Source organism: Acidocella sp. (assembly GCF_027352905.1).
In the GTDB taxonomy this organism is placed as follows: Bacteria; Pseudomonadota; Alphaproteobacteria; order Acetobacterales; family Acetobacteraceae; genus Acidocella.
This window is the reverse complement of record NZ_DAIEIF010000029.1, coordinates 188,334-205,230: the sequence shown is the minus strand read 5'-3', so window position 1 is coordinate 205,230 and position 16,897 is coordinate 188,334. Positions and strand designations below refer to the sequence as shown.

21 protein-coding genes are annotated in these 16,897 nt (G+C 70.0%); 13 read left to right on the top strand and 8 right to left on the bottom strand.

Features of this window, described 5'->3' with window-relative positions; all coding sequences use genetic code 11:
• The 4 genes from M7H45_RS05290 to M7H45_RS05275 all read right to left on the bottom strand — a co-directional run.
• The coding region (locus M7H45_RS05290) for a DNA polymerase III subunit delta' (RefSeq protein WP_298215204.1) at window positions 1–827 on the bottom strand (827 nt) is incomplete at its 3' end.
• Window positions 827–1,447 carry a dTMP kinase gene (tmk, locus tag M7H45_RS05285; RefSeq protein WP_298215203.1) on the bottom strand — a complete coding sequence of 207 codons (621 nt, stop codon included), beginning with the start codon at window positions 1,445–1,447 and terminating at the stop codon, window positions 827–829. The genes M7H45_RS05290 and tmk, both read right to left, overlap by 1 nt.
• 2 nt (window positions 1,448–1,449) lie before the next feature.
• Window positions 1,450–2,316, bottom strand: coding sequence for an RlpA-like double-psi beta-barrel domain-containing protein (locus M7H45_RS05280; RefSeq protein WP_298215202.1), 867 nt, complete (start codon window positions 2,314–2,316; stop codon window positions 1,450–1,452).
• Window positions 2,313–3,275, bottom strand: coding sequence for a lytic transglycosylase domain-containing protein (locus M7H45_RS05275; RefSeq protein WP_298215201.1), 963 nt, complete (start codon window positions 3,273–3,275; stop codon window positions 2,313–2,315). Before M7H45_RS05275 ends, M7H45_RS05280 begins: the two co-directional genes overlap by 4 nt.
• 79 nt (window positions 3,276–3,354) lie before the next feature.
• On the opposite strand from M7H45_RS05275, the gene M7H45_RS05270 reads away from it, so the two are divergent.
• Genes M7H45_RS05270 through M7H45_RS05255 form a run of 4 tightly spaced genes read left to right on the top strand, consistent with a single transcriptional unit; the run spans window position 3,355 to window position 6,532 of the window.
• Complete coding sequence (locus M7H45_RS05270; RefSeq protein WP_298215209.1) at window positions 3,355–3,807, top strand: YcgN family cysteine cluster protein; 453 nt, start codon at window positions 3,355–3,357, stop codon at window positions 3,805–3,807.
• On the top strand, window positions 3,804–4,508 hold the full coding sequence (locus M7H45_RS05265) for a M48 family metallopeptidase (RefSeq protein WP_298215200.1): 705 nt from the start codon (window positions 3,804–3,806) through the stop codon (window positions 4,506–4,508). The genes M7H45_RS05270 and M7H45_RS05265 overlap by 4 nt, the downstream gene beginning before the upstream one ends.
• Window positions 4,509–4,565: 57 nt before the next feature.
• Entirely contained in the window at window positions 4,566–5,582 is a 1,017-nt protein-coding gene (locus M7H45_RS05260; RefSeq protein ID WP_298215199.1) for a zinc-binding alcohol dehydrogenase family protein, read from the top strand.
• Complete coding sequence (locus M7H45_RS05255; RefSeq protein WP_298215198.1) at window positions 5,579–6,532, top strand: aldo/keto reductase; 954 nt, start codon at window positions 5,579–5,581, stop codon at window positions 6,530–6,532. The genes M7H45_RS05260 and M7H45_RS05255 overlap by 4 nt, the downstream gene beginning before the upstream one ends.
• 3 nt (window positions 6,533–6,535) lie before the next feature.
• Here the strand turns inward: M7H45_RS05255 and msrA are convergent, their stop codons facing one another.
• Together msrA and M7H45_RS05245 are read right to left on the bottom strand one after the other, a co-directional pair.
• Window positions 6,536–7,066: a peptide-methionine (S)-S-oxide reductase MsrA gene (gene msrA, locus M7H45_RS05250; protein WP_298215197.1), complete on the bottom strand. Its 531-nt coding sequence runs from the start codon at window positions 7,064–7,066 to the stop codon at window positions 6,536–6,538.
• The gene (locus M7H45_RS05245; RefSeq protein WP_298215196.1) at window positions 7,063–7,473 is read right to left on the bottom strand and encodes an EVE domain-containing protein; all 411 of its coding nucleotides are present in this window, start codon (window positions 7,471–7,473) and stop codon (window positions 7,063–7,065) included. Before M7H45_RS05245 ends, msrA begins: the two co-directional genes overlap by 4 nt.
• Before the next feature lie 68 nt (window positions 7,474–7,541).
• On the opposite strand from M7H45_RS05245, the gene ccmC reads away from it, so the two are divergent.
• From ccmC to M7H45_RS05200, 9 genes are all read left to right on the top strand, one after another.
• Complete coding sequence (gene ccmC, locus M7H45_RS05240) at window positions 7,542–8,315, top strand: heme ABC transporter permease CcmC (RefSeq protein WP_298215195.1); 774 nt, start codon at window positions 7,542–7,544, stop codon at window positions 8,313–8,315.
• Window positions 8,312–8,452, top strand: coding sequence for a hypothetical protein (locus tag M7H45_RS05235; RefSeq protein WP_298215194.1), 141 nt, complete (start codon window positions 8,312–8,314; stop codon window positions 8,450–8,452). Before ccmC ends, M7H45_RS05235 begins: the two co-directional genes overlap by 4 nt.
• Window positions 8,452–8,958: a cytochrome c maturation protein CcmE gene (gene ccmE / locus M7H45_RS05230; RefSeq protein WP_298215193.1), complete on the top strand. Its 507-nt coding sequence runs from the start codon at window positions 8,452–8,454 to the stop codon at window positions 8,956–8,958. Before M7H45_RS05235 ends, ccmE begins: the two co-directional genes overlap by 1 nt.
• Window positions 8,955–10,895 (top strand): heme lyase CcmF/NrfE family subunit, encoded by a 1,941-nt coding sequence (locus M7H45_RS05225; RefSeq protein ID WP_298215192.1) that lies wholly within the window; start codon window positions 8,955–8,957, stop codon window positions 10,893–10,895. Before ccmE ends, M7H45_RS05225 begins: the two co-directional genes overlap by 4 nt.
• A complete protein-coding gene (locus M7H45_RS05220; protein ID WP_298215191.1) occupies window positions 10,895–11,452 on the top strand; it encodes a DsbE family thiol:disulfide interchange protein in 558 nt (185 codons plus the stop codon). Before M7H45_RS05225 ends, M7H45_RS05220 begins: the two co-directional genes overlap by 1 nt.
• Window positions 11,449–11,898, top strand: coding sequence for a cytochrome c-type biogenesis protein (locus M7H45_RS05215; RefSeq protein ID WP_298215190.1), 450 nt, complete (start codon window positions 11,449–11,451; stop codon window positions 11,896–11,898). Before M7H45_RS05220 ends, M7H45_RS05215 begins: the two co-directional genes overlap by 4 nt.
• Complete coding sequence (ccmI, locus tag M7H45_RS05210; protein ID WP_298215189.1) at window positions 11,895–12,518, top strand: c-type cytochrome biogenesis protein CcmI; 624 nt, start codon at window positions 11,895–11,897, stop codon at window positions 12,516–12,518. The genes M7H45_RS05215 and ccmI overlap by 4 nt, the downstream gene beginning before the upstream one ends.
• An 11-nt stretch (window positions 12,519–12,529) precedes the next feature.
• Window positions 12,530–12,715: a DUF1674 domain-containing protein gene (locus tag M7H45_RS05205; RefSeq protein WP_408832512.1), complete on the top strand. Its 186-nt coding sequence runs from the start codon at window positions 12,530–12,532 to the stop codon at window positions 12,713–12,715.
• A 110-nt stretch (window positions 12,716–12,825) separates the two neighbouring features.
• Window positions 12,826–13,128: a hypothetical protein gene (locus M7H45_RS05200; protein WP_298215187.1), complete on the top strand. Its 303-nt coding sequence runs from the start codon at window positions 12,826–12,828 to the stop codon at window positions 13,126–13,128.
• Between the two features lie 63 nt (window positions 13,129–13,191).
• On the opposite strand, the gene mfd is transcribed toward M7H45_RS05200, so the two are convergent.
• Both mfd and M7H45_RS05190 read right to left on the bottom strand, forming a co-directional pair.
• Window positions 13,192–16,620: a transcription-repair coupling factor gene (mfd, locus tag M7H45_RS05195; RefSeq protein WP_298215186.1), complete on the bottom strand. Its 3,429-nt coding sequence runs from the start codon at window positions 16,618–16,620 to the stop codon at window positions 13,192–13,194.
• On the bottom strand, window positions 16,617–16,895 hold the full coding sequence (locus M7H45_RS05190) for a succinate dehydrogenase assembly factor 2 (RefSeq protein WP_298215185.1): 279 nt from the start codon (window positions 16,893–16,895) through the stop codon (window positions 16,617–16,619). Before M7H45_RS05190 ends, mfd begins: the two co-directional genes overlap by 4 nt.
• Window positions 16,896–16,897 lie beyond the last annotated feature (2 nt).

Sequence of the window (16,897 nt, the reverse complement as noted above, 5' to 3'; positions counted from 1 at the left end):
GCGCGGGCGGCGAGGCGGCGGCGCAGCAGGGAGAAGAACAGCTCGAAGCGGTCCTCGCCCTCGGCGGCGCGGGCCGCCTCCTCGGCGATGGCCTGGGCGCGGGCGGGGGCGGGAGGCGCGGCCAGAACCTCATCCACCAGCGCGGCCAGCGCCACGCCCTCCCCGCCCGCGAGGGTGAGAGCGTTGCCGATGCTCCCCTCCGCCAGGGCGGCCAGGCGGGCGCGGGCGGCCTCGCTTGTCTCCGGCAGATACTCTCCCAGCAGCCGCGCCATCACGCTCTCCTCCAGCGGCGGCATCGGCAGCATCCGGCATCGGCTGCGGATGGTGGGCAGCAGCCGCCCCGGCGCGGCGGAGGCCAGCAGGAGAATGGCGCGGGCGGGCGGCTCCTCCAGCAGCTTCAAAAGCGCGTTGGCGGCGTTGGGGTTCATATCCTCGGCGCCATCCACCAATACCACCCGCCACCCGCCCTCCGCCGGGGTGAGGCGCATGAAGGCCCCCGCCTCCTGGATGGCGGCGATGACGATCTCGCCTTGCAGCTTGCCGGTTTTGGCGTTGACCCGCCGCTCGACGGTGAAGAAATCCGGATGGGTGCCGGCGGCGACGCGGCGGAACACGCCGGAACTCTCCGGGACCGACAGATCCTCCGTCCGCCCGCCCGCCAGCAGCCAGCGCCCGAACCGGTAGCCGAGCGTCGCCTTGCCGATGCCGGGCGGCCCGGCCAGCAGCCAGCCATGGTGCAGCCGCCCGGAGAGGGCGGCGTGGCGCAAGGCGGAGACCGCGCCCTCATGGCCGAGAAAATGCGGGTTGGCGCGCGGCTCGGGCGGCATCAGCGCCCGGTCCTTTGCTTGAGGATACGGCGCATCTCGGCGGCCAGCGCCTCCGGCGCGGCGCTGGCCGCGACGCGCGCGAACCGCGCCGGCTCCGCCGCCGCGATGGCCTCGAACCCCGCCGCCACGCGCTGGAAGAACGCTTCCCCCATCGCCTCGTAACGGTCCTCCGCCCCGCCGCGCAGGGCCAGGCGGCGGCGGCGCTCCGCCTCCGGCAGGTCCAGCAGAAAGGTGAGATCGGGGCTGAGGCCGATGAGGGAGATGAGCGCGCGCACCGCCTCCTGGTCCACCCCCTGGCCATAGGCCTGATAGGCCATGGTCGAATCGTGAAACCGGTCGCAGATGACGAGCGCGCCGCGCGCCAGGGCCGGGCGGATGAGCCGCGCCACGTGATCCGCCCGCGCCGCGAAATGCAGCAGGGTCTGGGCGAGCGGATCGAGCGGCACCGCCTGGTTGAGCAGCAGGGCGCGGACCGCCTCGGCCCCTTGGGTGCCGCCCGGCTCGCGGGTGAGCAGCACCTCCTGCCCCTCCGCCCGCAAACGGGCGGTGAGCGCGGCGGCGGCGGTGGTTTTGCCAGCCCCCTCCGGCCCCTCCAGCGTGACGAACAGGCCCCCCGCCATGGCTAGCGCACGACGATCTCGGGACCGGCGATGCCCATGTCCAGCACCCGCCGCAGCGCCTGGTCCGCCGCCGCCACCGAGCGATAGGGGCCGATATTCACGGCCCAGAGCAGGCGGTCGCCGCCGGAGAGCGGCACCACCCGCGCGGGCAGGCCGTAAAGCCGCGCCATGAGGCGGGCGGCGTCGGCTTCCTGCCCGAACCCGGCCACCTGCACCCAGAGCGGGCCGGGCGCGGGCGGCAAGACCGTCACCTGGCCATCGAGCCGGGCGCTGGCCATGCCGGTTGCGGCGGCGCCCGCCGGGAGAAGCTGTTGCGCCGGGCTGGCGGCCCCGCCCTGGCCGGGGGGCGGCAGGGTTTGCGCGGTGATGCCCGCCACCGGCGCGGCCGCCAGACGCGGCCCGGCCCCCAGCGTGCTCTGCAGGGCGCTGCTGGCCGCCGTATCCAGCCGCACCTCGACCTCCACCACCCCGCCGGGCGGAAAGCCGAGCAGGCGGGCGACGCGCGGGGTGACGGCGAGAACCCGCCCCGGCACATCCGGGCCGCGCTCATTCACCCGCACGCGCAGGGAATAGCCGTTGACCAGATTGGTGACGGTGACGATGCTGGGCAATGGCAGAACCGGGCTCGCCGCCGCCAGCCCGTCCGGGTCGTAGGGTTCGTTATCGGCGGTGTAGGCGCCGTGGTGATCCTTGATCACCACGGCGAGGCCGGTGACATCGTAGCTGGTGAACTCGCGCGGGTAGCGCCATTCGCCCCCCGCCTGGTAGGGCTGGCCCACGGTATAGGCGACCGGGCCCGGCGGTGGCGGCGACTTGGCCATGCAGCCGGCCAGCGCGGCGCACAAGCCCAGGATGGCGCGGTTGGTCATGCCAGAATCAGCCGCCCCAGCGCCCCCACGGCGAGAGCGTAGTAATCCGAGGGGTTATAGCGGCGGATGGCCGAGAAATTGGCGTAGACGAGGAAGGCCTGGCCGCCCGCGCCATCCGGCAGCAACAGCGCCGCCGGGGTGGCGGCGGGCAGCGGCGCGGCGCCCGGCAGGCGCTGCACGCCCTGGGCCTGCCAATAGGCCAGGCTGCGCAGGGTCTGCCGCCCGGTTTGGGCCGGGCCGAGGCTGGCGGGGGCGAGCACCGGCTCGGAGGAGGGGGCGTCTGTCTGCCACCCCGCCTTGGCCAGGTAATTCGCCATCGAGGCCAGCGCGTCGGCATCGGAGCCCCAGATATCCGGCGCCCCCTGGCCGGAAAAACTCACCGCCGTGCTGAGATAGGTGCTGGGCATGAACTGGGGCTGGCCCATCGCCCCGGCATAGGAGCCGAGCAGATTGGCGACCGGCGCGTCGCCCAGCGCGACGATGCGCATCGCCTTGATCGCCTCATTGCCGAAATAAGCGCTGCCGCGATCCCAGGCGAGGGTGGTGAGCGCGTCGATGACATTGAAATCACCCTGATTGGCGCCGAAATTCGTCTCCAGCCCCCAAATGCCGAGCATGACATCGGCTGAGACGCCGTAGCGGCTGGTGATGGCGGCGAGCAGGGTTTGCGTGGCCTGGTATTTCTGGCGTCCGGCGTCGATGCGCGCCTGGCTGAGCACCCGGCTGGAATATTGCGCCCAGGTGAGGGTGAATTCCGGCTGGTGGTGATCCAGCGTCAGCACCTGCTGGTTGGGCACGAGACCCGCCGTGGTCGCCTGGATGACGGCATCGGGGATGCCCGCCGCCCGCGCCCGCGCCTGCAACCGCGCCAGAAAGGCGGGAAACCCCGCCGCCGCCAGCCCCGCGCGCGGCAGAAGAACCGCGCCGCCCAACCCCGCCAATATCATGCGTCTCAACATGGCGGGGAGTGTGCCACGCCGGGCCGCGCCGCCGCAACGGGGCGTGGCGCGGGGAGGCAAGCTCGGCTATGCTGGGCATATGGGATTCTGGCGGAACAAGACGCTGGGGGAGATGAGCCGGGCGGAGTGGGAATCCCTCTGCGACGGCTGCGGGCGCTGCTGCCTGCACAAGCTGCGCGACGAGAATACCGGCGAGATCGAGTTCACCAATGTCGCCTGCCGCCTGCTGGACACGAAGACCGCCCGCTGCCGGGATTACGCCAACCGCAAGACCCTGATACCCGATTGCGTCAAGCTGACGCCCAAGCGGCTGGAGGCGATCGACTGGCTGCCGCCCAGCTGCGCCTACCGGCTGGTGCGGGAAGGCAAGGACCTGCCCGCCTGGCACCCGTTGCGCAGCGGCCGGGCGGAGAGCGTGGCCGAGGCCGGGGCCTCGGTGGCGGGGCGGTGCCTGGACGAGCGCCAGGCGGGCCCGTTGGAGCATCACGTCGTGGACTGGCCGGGGCGGGCGCCGCGGCGGCGGCGCGCATGAGCGCCGGCGTGGACGTGACCGAGCTGGTGCCGGTGCAGGGCGCGCTCATCGCCGTCGCCTTCCGGCGCTCGGCGCGGGCGCGGCGCATCTCCCTGCGCGTGGACCCGGCGCGGGGCGTGGTGATCACCCTGCCGGTGCGGGCCTCGCGCCGGGCGGGTCTCGACCTTCTCCACGCCCATGAGCGGTGGGTGAGCGAGCGGCTGGAGGCCCTGCCCGCCATGCTCGCCTTCAAGCCGGGGGCGCTGGTGCCGCTCTGCGGCGTCGCGCATGAGATCGTCGCCGTGCCGGGCGGGCGCGGCGGCGCCTGGATCGAGCCGGGACGAATCCTGGTGAGCGGCGAGCCGGAATTTCTACCCCGGCGCGTGGCCGACTGCCTCAAGCGGCAGGCCCGCGCCCGTCTCACCGCCCTGGCCGCGCGCAAGGGGGAGACGCTGGCGCTGCGCCCGCGCGCCGTGCGGATCAAGGACACGCGCTCGCGCTGGGGGAGTTGCGCCCCGGATGGCACGCTCGCTTTCTGCTGGCGGCTGATCTGCGCGCCGGATCTCGTGCAGGATTACGTGGTGGCGCACGAGGTCGCGCATCTGCGCCACATGAATCACGGCCCGCTATTCTGGGCGCTCACCGAGCAGCTCACCCCCCATAGGCAGGAGGCCACCGCATGGCTGACCCGCCATGGGGCCAGCCTGTTGCGGATCGGCTGAGCCATGCCAATGCTTCACCCCAAATTCCGCTGATCAACGCCAACTGAAAGAGCCGCCATGAAAGCCGTTGCCTTCACCCATGCCCGCCCGGTCACCGAAAGCGACGCCCTCATCGATATCGAGCTGCCGGTGCCCGTGCCCCGGCATCACGATCTTCTCGTCGAGATCAAGGCGGTTTCGGTCAATCCCGTGGACACCAAGATCCGCCGGGTGGGCGAGCCGCTGGGCGAGCCGCGCGTGCTCGGCTTCGACGCGGCGGGGATCGTGCGCGCCATCGGCCCCGAGGTGCAGAATTTCTCGGTGGGCGACGAGGTGTTCTACGCCGGCGTGCCGGACCGGCCCGGCACCAATGCGGAGTTCCATCTCGTCGATGACCGCATCGTCGGCCACAAGCCCAAATCCCTGAGCTTCGCGGCGGCGGCGGCGCTGCCCCTCACCTCCCTCACCGCCTGGGAGATGCTGTTCGACCGGTTCCGCATCCCCCGCGACCAGCCCCAGGGCGGCACGCTGCTCATCGTCGGCGGGGCGGGCGGGGTGGGCTCCATGGCCACCCAGCTCGCGGCGCAGCTGACCGACATGATGGTGATCGCCACCGCCTCCCGGCCGGAGACGCAGGAATGGTGCCGGACGATGGGCGCGCACCATGTCGTCAACCATCATCACGATCTCGGCGCGCAGATTTTGCAGGCGGGGCTGGCGCCGCCCGACCATATTTTCTGTGTCACCCATGTGAAGCAGCATTTCCGCAAGCTGGTGGAATTGCTGGCGCCGGAAGGGGCGATGGGCATCATCGAATCCAATACCGGCGCGCTGGACGTCTCGCCCCTCATCCACAAGAGCGCCACGCTGCACACGGAATACATGTTCACCCGCGGGATGCTCCATACCCCCACCATGAGCGCGCAGCACCGCACGCTGGAGGCGATCGCCCATCTCGTGGATAATGGCACCCTGCGGACGACGATGACCGAAAATTTCGGCCCCATCAACGCCGCCAATCTGCTGCGCGCCCATGCGGCCATCGAGTCGGACCGGGTGATCGGTAAAATCGTGCTGGAAGGATTTGGACCATGACGCTCCCCACCAAACCGCTCGGACGTTCCGGGCTCGCCGTGCCGCCCGTGGTGATCGGCGGCAATGTCTTTGGCTGGACGGCGGATATCGCCACCTCGCTCAAGCTGCTCGACGCGGCGCTGGCGGGCGGGCTCAACGCCATCGACACCGCCGATATGTATTCCACCTGGGTCGAGGGCCATACCGGCGGCGAGAGCGAGGCGATCATCGGCGCCTGGATGAAGGAGCGGGGCAACCGCAACCAGGTATTGATTTTCACCAAAGTGGGCATGGCGATGGGCGATATCCCGGCCAGCCTCTCCCGGCGGCGGATCCTCGCGGCGGTGGACGCCTCGCTGACCCGGCTGCAAACTAGCCATATCGACCTCTACCAGGCGCATCAGGACGATCCGCAGACGCCGCTGGAGGAGACGCTGAGCACCTTCGCCGAGCTGATCAAAGCGGGCAAGGTGCGGGCCATTGGCGCCTCGAATTACAGCGCGCCCCGGCTGAAACAGGCGCTGGAAACCGCGCAGGCGCATCACCTGCCCCGCTATGAGAGCCTGCAGCCGCTCTACAACCTTATGGAACGGCCCGCCTTCGAGGCGGAATTGCGGGATCTCTGCCTGCGCGAATCCCTGGGCGTCATCAATTACTACGCCCTCGCCTCCGGTTTTCTCACCGGCAAATACCGCAGCGAGGCCGATTGCACCGGGGGGCGCGGCGTCGCGGCGCGGCAATATCTCGCCACGGAGAAAGGCCGCAAGGTGCTGGCGGCGCTGCTGGCCCAGGCGGACCGGCTGGGGGCGCAGCCCTCGGAGATCACCATCGCCTGGTGCCGGCAGAAACCGGGCATCACCGCGCCCATCGCCAGCGCCACCAGCCTCAAGCAAATGGAGAGCCTGATCCGCGCCGCCAGCCTGCATTTGGATGACGAGGCGATGGCGGCGCTGGACGCGGCCAGCGCCTGAGAGTCAGGCCGGCTGCTTGAGCCGGTCGCGGAAGGTTTTGCGTAGCTTGGCGATTTTCGGGGCGATGACCGCCTGGCAGTAGCCGGAGCCGGGGTTGCGGGCGAAGTAATCCTCATGCTCCGGCTCGGCCGGCCAGAACCGGCCGAGGGGGGCAAGCTCCGTGACGATCCGGCCCCATATGGGCGTGAACTCGGCGACGGCCGCCTCCGCCGCCGCCTTCTGCTCCGGCGTGGCATAGAAGATGGCGGAACGGTATTGCGGGCCGATATCGTTGCCCTGGCGGTTGAGGGTGGTGGGGTCGTGGATGGTGAAGAAGACCCGCAAGAGATCGGCATAGGAGATCACCGCAGGATCGTAGGTGATCCGCACCGCCTCGGCATGGCCGGTGGCGCCGGTGCAAACCTGCTTATAGCTGGGCGAATCCACCTGGCCGCCGGTATAGCCGGATTCCACCTTCTCCACCCCGGCCAGATCGTCATAGGCGGCCTCCAGGCACCAGAAGCACCCACCGGCCAGCACCGCTTGCTCGCTCATCTCAGACCTCCCATCTCGCATATCATCGCCCAATGCTCCGGGCTCACCGGCGCCACGGAGAGCCGGGAATAGCGGAGCAGGGCAAGGTCCTTGAATCTGGGGTCGGCCTTGAGCTGGGCAAGGGTGACGGGCCGCGCCAGGGGCTTGACCGCCTTCATGTCCACGCAGACCCAATCGCCCGTCCCAGCGGTGGGGTCGGGATAGGCCTCGCGCGCCACCTCGACGATGCCGACGATCTCCCGCCCGGTATTTGAGTGGTAGAAGAAGGCGAGATCGCCCCGGCGCATCTGCCGCAAATGGCGCTTGGCGAGATGGTTGCGCACCCCCGTCCAGGGCTCGACGCCATGGCGGAGCTGGTCTTGCCAGGAAAACGCGTCCGGCTCCGATTTGACCAGCCAGTGGTTCATGAAGCCCAGCTTCCTACAGGAGATTCACGCCGCTTCAAATCCGCGCCGTCCTGGCCTAAAACCCTCGCATGAAGGAAAGCGTCCTGCCCGCGCGCAGACCCGCCCGCCCCGGCGGCTGGTTTCATTATCTCGCCAATCCCGGGCGGTTTCAAAAACTGGCGCGTCCCGCCCTGCCCTGGCTGGCGGCGGCGTCGCTGGGGTTCACCGTCGCCGGCCTCGCCTGGGGCTACTGGTTCGCCCCCGCCGACTGGCAGCAGGGAGACGCCGCGCGCATCATGTACGCCCATGTGCCCGCCGCCTGGGTGGCGATGGCGGGCTATGCGGCGCTCGCCCTCTGCTCCTTCGTCTCGCTGGTATGGCGGCATCCGCTCGCGGATATCGCGGCGGAGGAGATCGGCCCGGTCGGCGCGGGCTTCACCGGCATCTGCCTCGTCTCCGGCGCGCTTTGGGGCCGGCCGATGTGGGGCGCCTATTGGGTATGGGACGCGCGGCTGACCTCCGTGCTGATCCTGTTTTTTCTCTATCTCGGCCACATCACGCTGATCCGCGCCTTCGACAACAAGGCTCATGCCTACCGGGCCGCCGCCATCCTCGCCCTGGCCGGAGCGGTCAACCTGCCGGTCATCGTCTTTTCCGTGCAGTGGTGGAACACGCTGCACCAGGGCAACAGCGTCTCCCTCGCCGGCTCGCGCATCTACCCCACCATGCTCTATCCGTTGCTGGTCTCGGCGCTGGGCTTCTACCTCACCTTCGTTACCCTGGTGGTGGCGCGGATGTCCGCCGCCATCGCCGAGCGCAAGACCGCCGCCCTGCTGCGCGCGGCGGCGGAGCGCGCGCCATGAGCCAGAGCATCGCCGTCTGGCCTTTCATCAACGCCGCCTATGGCGTGACGGTGGCCTTTCTCGCCGCCGCCGGCTGGCTGGCGCTGGCGCGCTACCGCCGCGCCGCCGCGCGCCTCGCCCAGGCCGAACGCCTCTGATGCGCGCTCCCAGGACGCGGCGGCTCTATCTCGTGCTGGTCTGCCTGGCCTGCCTGGGCGGAGCGACGGCTTTGGCGCTGGCCGGGTTTTCCTCCTCCCTCACCTATTTTCTCTCGCCCCGGCAGGTGGCGGCGAAAGCGCCGCCGCTGGGCCAGACCTTCCGGCTCGGCGGGATCGTCCAGGAAGGCACGGTGAAAACCCAGCTCTCCGGCCAGACGCCGACCACCCTTTTTGCCGTGACGGATGGCCGCGCCGCCGTGCCGGTGCGCTTCTCCGGCGTGCTGCCGGATTTGTTCCGCGAGGGCCAGGGGGTGGTGGCGATCGGCGCGATGGGCCCCGGCGGGGTGTTCGTGGCCGATGAGGTGCTGGCCAAGCACGGCGCGGATTACATGCCCCGCGACGTGGAGCAGGCGCTGAAGGAGAGCGGCAAATGGGACCCGCGTTTCGGCCCGCCCCCCGCCGCCGATAGCTGGGGTGGGGAGAAGGCGAAGGGAGCCGGAACATGATCCCCGAACTCGGGCATTTCTGCCTGGCGATGGCGGTGGCGCTGGCCTGCGCCCAGGGGGTGGTCGGCATCGCCGCGCCGGGGCTGCGCGACCCCCGCGCCTTGGCCGCCACGCCGCTGCTCGCCTTGCTGCATACCGCCGCCATCGGCCTCGCCTTTCTCGCTCTGGCCTGGGCAGGGGTGGTCTCCGATTTCACGGTGGAGAACATCGCCGATTTCTCCTCGGCCAAGACGCCGCTGCTCTACCGGATCACCGGCATCTGGGGGAATCACGACGGCTCGATCCTGCTCTGGTGCCTCATCCTCTCGCTCTGCGGGGCGGCGGTGGCACTGGGCGGCCAGCGCCTGCCCGCCAGCCTGCGGGCGCGGGTGCTGGGGGTGCTCGGCCTGGTTTCCTGCGGGTTTCTGCTATTCACCCTCATGGTCTCGGACCCGTTCACCCGCATCTGGCCGCCGCCGCTGGACGGGGCGGGCATGAATCCGATCCTGCAGGACCCCGGTCTCGCCTTTCATCCGCCGGTGCTCTACGCCGGCTATGTCGGCTTCTCGGTCGCCTTCGCCTTCGCCATCGCGGCGCTGATCGAGGGGCGGATCGACGCCGCCTGGGGCCGCTGGGTGCGGCCCTGGGTGCTGCTCTCCTGGTGCTTTCTCACCGGCGGCATCACCTTGGGGAGCTGGTGGTCCTATTACACGCTCGGCTGGGGCGGCTACTGGTTCTGGGACCCGGTGGAAAACGCCGCGTTGCTGCCCTGGCTCACCGGCACGGCCCTGCTCCATTGCGCCATCGTCGTGGAAAAACGCGAGAGCCTGAAGGCGTGGACGGTGCTGCTCGCCATCGCCACCTTCTCGCTCTCGCTCTCCGGCACGTTTCTGGTGCGCTCGGGCATCCTCAACTCCGTGCACAGCTTCGCCGCCGCGCCGGATCAGGGGCTGTTCATCCTCGGGCTGCTCGGCCTCGCCATTGGCGGCTCGCTGCTGCTCTTCGCCCTGCGCGCCCCGGCGCTGGCAGGGGGGGGCGTCTACGCGCCCATCAGCCGGGAGAGCGCGCTCATCCTCAACAATATCTTCCTCTGCGCCATCGCCGCCGTGGTGTTCACCGGCACCCTGTATCCTCCCTTCGTCAATCTGCTGTTCGGGGCGCAGCTTTCCGTGGGCGCGCCCTTCTTCAACCAGACGGCCCTGCCGCTCGCCGCGCCGGTGATCCTGGCGATGGGGGTGGGACCGCTCCTGCCCTGGAAGCGGGCGGATCTGTACCCGGTGCTGCACCGGCTATGGCTGGCGGGAGCGGTGGCGGGGCTGGTGTTCATTCTGGTTGGCGCCACGCGCCATTTCATCGCCGCGCTGGGGCTGGCGGGCGGGGCCTGGGTGGTGGGCGCCGCCCTCACCGAACTGGCCGGGCGGGCTGGGCTGTGGCGCGGACGCGGGCTGGTGCTGCCGCCGCGCGCCGCTTTCGGCGCCGCGCTCGGGCATATCGGCTTCGGCGTCTCCGTGCTCGGCATCGCGGCGATGACCCTGGCGGCGCAAAAGGTGGTCGTGCTCAAGCCGGGGCAATCCGCCACGCTGGGCGGTTATGAATGGACCCTGGCGGACCTTCATGACGCGCCCGGCCCCAATTATGCCCAGCGGGTCGCCGATCTCACGGTGAGCGAGGGCGGACGGGTATTCCTCACCCTGCATCCCGCCCGGCGGATGTTTCCGGGCGGCGTCGTCACCAATGACGCCGCGATTCACACCAATGGCTGGCAGGATCTCTACGCCGTCTTCGCCGATGAGCGCGATGGCGGCGCGGAATTGCGCCTGAACCGCCATCCCGGCGCCCCGGAGATCTGGTTCGGCGGGCTGATCATGGCGCTGGGGGGGCTGGTCTCGCTCTCCGACCGGCGGCTGCGCGTCGGCGCGCCCTTCCGCAAACCCCTGCCCGGCGGCGCCGCGGCCTGATGTCGCCCGCGCGCCGCCGCCTGCTCTTCGCATTGCCGCTGGCCGCCGCGGCGGCGGGCGGGGCCGGCTTCTACACGATTCTCCGCCGCATGGGGCGCGACGATTACGACCCGCGCGCCCTGCCCTCGCCGCTCATCGGCAAGCGCCCGCCCGCCTTCAGCCTGCCCGGCGCCAATGGCCAGCCGGGCTTCGCCAATACCGACCTGCTTGCCCTGCCCCAGCCCTTGCTGGTCAATTGGTTCGCCTCCTGGTGCGCCCCCTGCCGGGAGGAAGCGCCCGTGCTGCGCGACCTCGCCGCGGCGGGCATCCCCCTTTGGGGCATCGCCTACCAGGACCAGCCCGCCGATCTCGCAGCGTTTCTGCGGCAGGCCGGCGACCCTTACGCCCGGCTCGCCGCGGATGCCTCCGGCCTCACGGCCATCAATTGGGGCGTGTACGGGGTGCCGGAGACCTATTTCATCGACAAGAGCGGCATCGTGCGGCTGCGCCATGCCGGGGCGCTCACCCCGGAAGTGGTGCGCGGCCAGATCATGCCCCTGTTCCGGCGCTATTCATGACACGCCTTCTCCTGCTGCTCGGCCTGCTGCTGCCCAGCCTCGCCCTGGCCGAGACCATGGTGGTGCGCGACGGCGTCACGCTCACCCAGGCCCAGGAAAACCGCGCCGAGGCGATCGGCGGCCAGCTGCGCTGCCTGGTCTGCCAGAATGAGAGCATCGAGGACTCCTCGGCCGGGCTGGCCCGGCAGTTGCGCACGCTCATCCGCGAGCAGGTGGCGCAAGGCGTGCCCGATGAGGGGATCAAGAATTACATGGTCCAGCGCTACGGGATCTTCGTGCTGCTGAAACCGCCGGTCTCGCCCTTGACCTGGGCGCTCTACGCCTCGCCCTTGCTGGCCCTGCTCGCGGGCTTCGCCGCCTTCTGGCTGGCGCGGCGGCAGCGCCCGGTCGGCGCCGCCCCGCTCGGCCCGGAGGAGCGGGCGCGGCTGGAGGAGTTGCTGAAATGATGGCGCTGCTGCCGATGCTGGCCGCGGCGCTGGCGCTGACCCTGCCGCTGCTGCTCATCTTCCGGCGGCCCGGCCCGCTGGTGCAGCGGCGCGAGGCGGCGCTCGCCTTGCACCGGGCGCAGCTGGCCGAGCTGGCGAGGGAGCGCGAGGAAGGGCGGATCGGCCCGGCGGAGTATGAGGGGGCGAGGCTGGAGATCGAGCGCCGCCTGCTCACCGCCGATCAACTACCCGCCCAGCCCGGCGATGGCAGCGCCCGCCTGTTGCTGCTCCTGCTGCTGATCCTGCTCCCCCTGGGCGGGTTCGTGCTCTATCTGCCCACCGCCGCGCCGCAAATCCCCTCCGAGCCCCATACGCGCTGGCTGGCGGAAAAGGCCGCCGCGGATGCCAGGCTGGACCAGCTCATCGCGCTGCTGCGGGCGCATCTCGCCAAGGTGGCACCCGATTCCGCCGATGCCAGCCAGGGGCAGGCCTATCTGGCCGAGGCGCTTTCCGAGCAGGCCAATACGGTCACGCCCGAGGCTCTGGCCCTGTTCCGCCAATCCCTGGCCAACGCCCCGCCGGGGGCGAGCTGGCGCGCGCTGGACGAGCAGCGCATCACCCAGGCCGGGGGGCAGCCGTGAAGCCGGCGGGGATGGCGCCGCGGCCGCCGCCGGCTTATAACAGCGCCATGGACAAGACTCCCGCGACCCAACCCGGCAAGCCAGCCCCCGCCGCCGCGGCGCCCGCCCCGCGCCCGAAGGAGATCGGCGGCCCCTCCGGACCCGAGCCGACCCGTTACGGCGATTGGGAGAAAAACGGCCGGTGCTCCGATTTCTAAAGCAACCCTCACAAAGCGTTCATTTTGAATTCATTTGAGAAGCGCGACGTTGCCCCCATCTGGGTGGCAGAGCGAAGCATGCTCAATAGACCTCGAACAAGCATGGGAGTGTGATCATTATGCGAGCCGCCCCCGCCATTATTGGCGTGATCATCATTGCAGTGGCTATCTTCTTCATCGTGCCGATGGCGGCGGGTGGAAGCACCAATGTCTGCCAGGCGCTGGAAAAACACGATGTCAGCCAAACCGCGGCCAATGTGACCGGCACCAATTCCGGGCCGGTGCATGACGTGATCAATTCCGTCGGTCAGGCCGCGGCCACCGGCAATATCGCCGCCCAGAAGGAGGCGAACGAGCATCCCAATACCCCTTCGGCGGTGAGCTGCGCCGCTTCCTACTGGCAGTCACTGTAAAGCCTGGCCAATCCCCAAACCCCGCGCGGCGGCCTCCCGGCCCCGCGCGGTTTTTCATGCGCGCTACGCCGCCTCCGGCTCCTCCACCAGCCGCACCAGCGCGGCCAGCACATCCCGCGCAAAGGCCACGCGGGCGTTCACATCCATCTCCCGCGTCACTACCAGCTTCTGATCCGGGCGAAGCTTGATCAAGCCGCCCTTGGCGCCGATCCAGCGGATGAGGCCGGCGGGGTTGGGAAACTCGTTCTTGTGAAAGCCGATCACCATGCCCTTGGGCCCGGCATCCAGCTTCTCGACATTGGCGATGCGGCAGGCGCGCTTCAGCGCCATGGTGGCGAGGAGGTTTTCCACCTCGCCCGGCAGCGGGCCGAAACGGTCCACCAGCTCGGCGGCTAGCGCCTCGCTCTCGGCATCCGAGCCGAGCCCGGCGATGCGCCGGTAGAGGCCGAGGCGGATGGGCAGATCCGCCACGTAGCTCTCCGGGATGAGCACCGGCAGGCCGAGATTGATGTTGGGCGTCCAGTCCCGCTCCTGGCGCTTGCCCTCGCGCGTGCGGGCGCGCAGCTCGTTCACCGCATCCTCCAGCATCTGCTGGTAAAGCTCGATACCGACCTCGCGGATATGGCCGGATTGCTCATCGCCGAGCAGGTTGCCGGCGCCGCGCAGATCGAGATCGTGGCTGGCAAGGGTGAAGCCGGCGCCGAGCGTGTCGAGCGTCTGCATCACCTCAAGCCGCTTGGTGGCGGCGGCGGAAAGCCGGTGATGCGGCGGCCAGGTGAGATAGGCATAACCGCGCTGCTTGCCCCGCCCCACCCGCCCGCGCAGCTGGTAAAGCCCGGCCAGGCCGAACATATCCGCGCGGTGGACGATGAGCGTGTTCACGGCGGGCATGTCCAGCCCGGATTCGACGATGTTTGTGGCAAGCAGAATGTCGAATTTCCCCTCGCCGAACTCGGTCATCACCCGCTCCAGCTGCGTGGCGGGCAGCCGCCCATGGGCGAGCACGGTGCGCGCCTCCGGGGCGATCTCGCGCAGCCGCGCCGCCATCGGCTCAAGATCCTCGATGCGCGGCACCACGCAGAAAATCTGGCCGCCACGGAATTTCTCCCGCGCGATCGCCTCTTTGATGACGAGGCTGTCGAAGGGCATGATGAAGGTGCGCACCGCCAGCCGGTCCACCGGCGGGGTGGTGATGAGGGAGAGGTCGCGCACCCCGGTCAGCGCCAGTTGCAGCGTGCGGGGGATGGGCGTGGCGGTCAGGGTGAGCACATGCACGTCGGCCTTCAGCTCCTTCAGCCGCTCCTTGTGCTTGACGCCGAAATGCTGCTCCTCATCCACGATCAGCAGGCCGAGATGGGCGAAGCGGATGCCCGGCGCCATCAGCGCGTGCGTGCCGATGACGATATTGACCGAGCCATCCGCGAGCCCGGCCTTGATCTGCGCCGCCTCCTTGGCCGAGACCAGCCGGGAGAGTTGCGCCACCTTCACCGGCAGCCCGGCGAAACGGGCCGCGAAGGACCGGTAATGCTGGCGCGCGAGCAAGGTGGTGGGAACCACAACGGCCACCTGGGTGCCCGCCATGGCGGCGACGAAGGCGGCGCGCAACGCCACCTCGGTCTTGCCGAAGCCGACATCGCCGCAGATCAGCCGGTCCATCGGCTTGCCAGAAGCGAAATCCTCCAGCACATCGGCGATGGCGCGGGCCTGATCCTCGGTCTCGGTATAGGGGAAGCGGGCGCAAAACTCCGCGAAGCTGCCTTCCTCTGGCACCAGCAGCGGCGCGTCGCGCATCTGCCGTTCGGCGGCGAGGCGGATGAGGCCCGCCGCCATGTCCTGGATGCGGTGCTTGGCCCGGGCCTTGCGGGCCTGCCATGAGGCGCCGCCCAGCTTGTCCAGGGCCACGCCCTCGCCCTCCTGGCCGAAGCGGGAGAGCAGGTCGATATTCTCGACCGGCAGAAACAGCTTGTCGCCGCCATCATAGATCAGCTTGAGGCAGTCATGCGGGGCGCCGTTGACCGTGAGGGTCTCCAGCCCCTCATAGCGGCCGATGCCGTGATCCTGGTGGACGACGAGATCGCCCGCCTCGATCTCGGTGGCGTTGGCGATGAACTGGTCGGCGCGGCGGCGGCGCTTGGGCGGGCGGGCGATGCGCGAGCCGAGCAGGTCCTGCTCCGCCACCACGGCCAGGCGGTCGGTGACGAAGCCGCGCTCCAGCGGCAGCACCGCCAGGCCAATGGCGCCAGGCGGCAAGGCGCGGGCCTCATCCGCCGAGACCACGGCGCGCGTCTCGCCCAGCCCATGCTCGCGCAGCATCAGGCTGAGACGGGCGCGCGAGCCGGCGCTCCAGGCGGCGATGATGATGGCGCGGCCGCTTTCCGCCCATTTGGCCTTCAGCCCGGCCAGCGTCTCGAAGGCCGAGGCGCCCTGGCCGCTGAGAATGGGGGCGGGACGGCCGCCGAGATCCAGCCCCGGCGCGCCGCCCTCCGGCCTGGCGAAGGGGGAAAAGACGAAGCTCTGGGCGCGGGCGAGGGCGGCGTCCCATCCGGCCTGGTCCAGGTAGAGCAGGTCCGGCGGGATGGGCCGGTAGATGGGCTCGCCCGCGCGAGGCGGCTGCCGCCGCTCGGCGTAATGATCGGCGATCATCTCCAGCCGCGCCGCCACTGCCGCCCCGGCCTGATGGTCGAGGCTGATGGAGGCGCCGGGCACGTAATCGAACACCGTCTCCAGCCCCTCGGTGAACAGGGGCAGGTAGTGCTCCGCGCCGGGATGGCGCCGCCCCTCGGAAATGGCGGCGTAAAGCGGGTCCTCCATGGCCTTGGCGCCGAACATTTCCCGCCATTGGCCGCGGAACCGCGCCACCGAGGCGCCATCCAGGGGCAATTCCGAGGCGGGATGAAATTCGAGCCGGGTCAGCGGCTCGCCGGAACGCTGCGTCTCGGTGTCGAAATAGCGCAGGCTCTCGATCTCGTCGCCGAACATGTCGATCCGCACCGGCTGGCTGGCCCCGGCGGGAAACACGTCGAGTATGCCGCCGCGCAGGGAAAACTCGCCCGCATCCATCACCATGCCGGTGCGGCGGTAGCCATCCGCCTCCAGAAAGGCGGCGATATCGGTGAGGGAGACCTGGTCGCCCTTGGCGAGGCTGATGCCCGCCCCGGCCAAGGCGGCGCGCGGTATGACCTTTTGCAAGGCGGCGTTGACGGTGGTGAGAACGATGCGTTTGCGGGCCGGCCCGGCCGCCAGCCGGCTCAACGCCGCGATACGCTCCGCCACCAGCGCGCCATTGGGGGAGACGCGGTCATAGGGCAGGCAATCCCAGGCGGGGAAGGAGAGAACCTCCACCTCCGGCCCGAAAAACGCGATTTCCTCGGTGAGCGCGGCGAGGCGGGCATCGTCCCGGGCGATGTGGAGCACCGGCCCCTCCCGCTCGCCCAGCCGCCGGACCAGGGCGAGCGCGTCCACCCCCTCCGGCGCGCCGTAAACGGTGATCATGCGCGGTTCAGCGCCGCCTCGCGGATGCGCCGCAGCATCGGGCTGTCGGCATGGGCGGGCACGGGCTGGCGGCCGGTCAGCCAATCGGCCAGCTCCGCATCCGGAAATTCCATCACCGCCTCCAGCTCGTCCAGCTCCGCCGGGCTCATCGTCTCGATGGTTTCCTTGACGAAGCCGCCGATGAGCAGATCATTCTCATAGGTGCCGCGATGGTTGGCGCGGTAATAAAGCCGTTTGCGGCGGGTGGCGAGGGAGGCGTCGGGCGGGTTGGTCATGG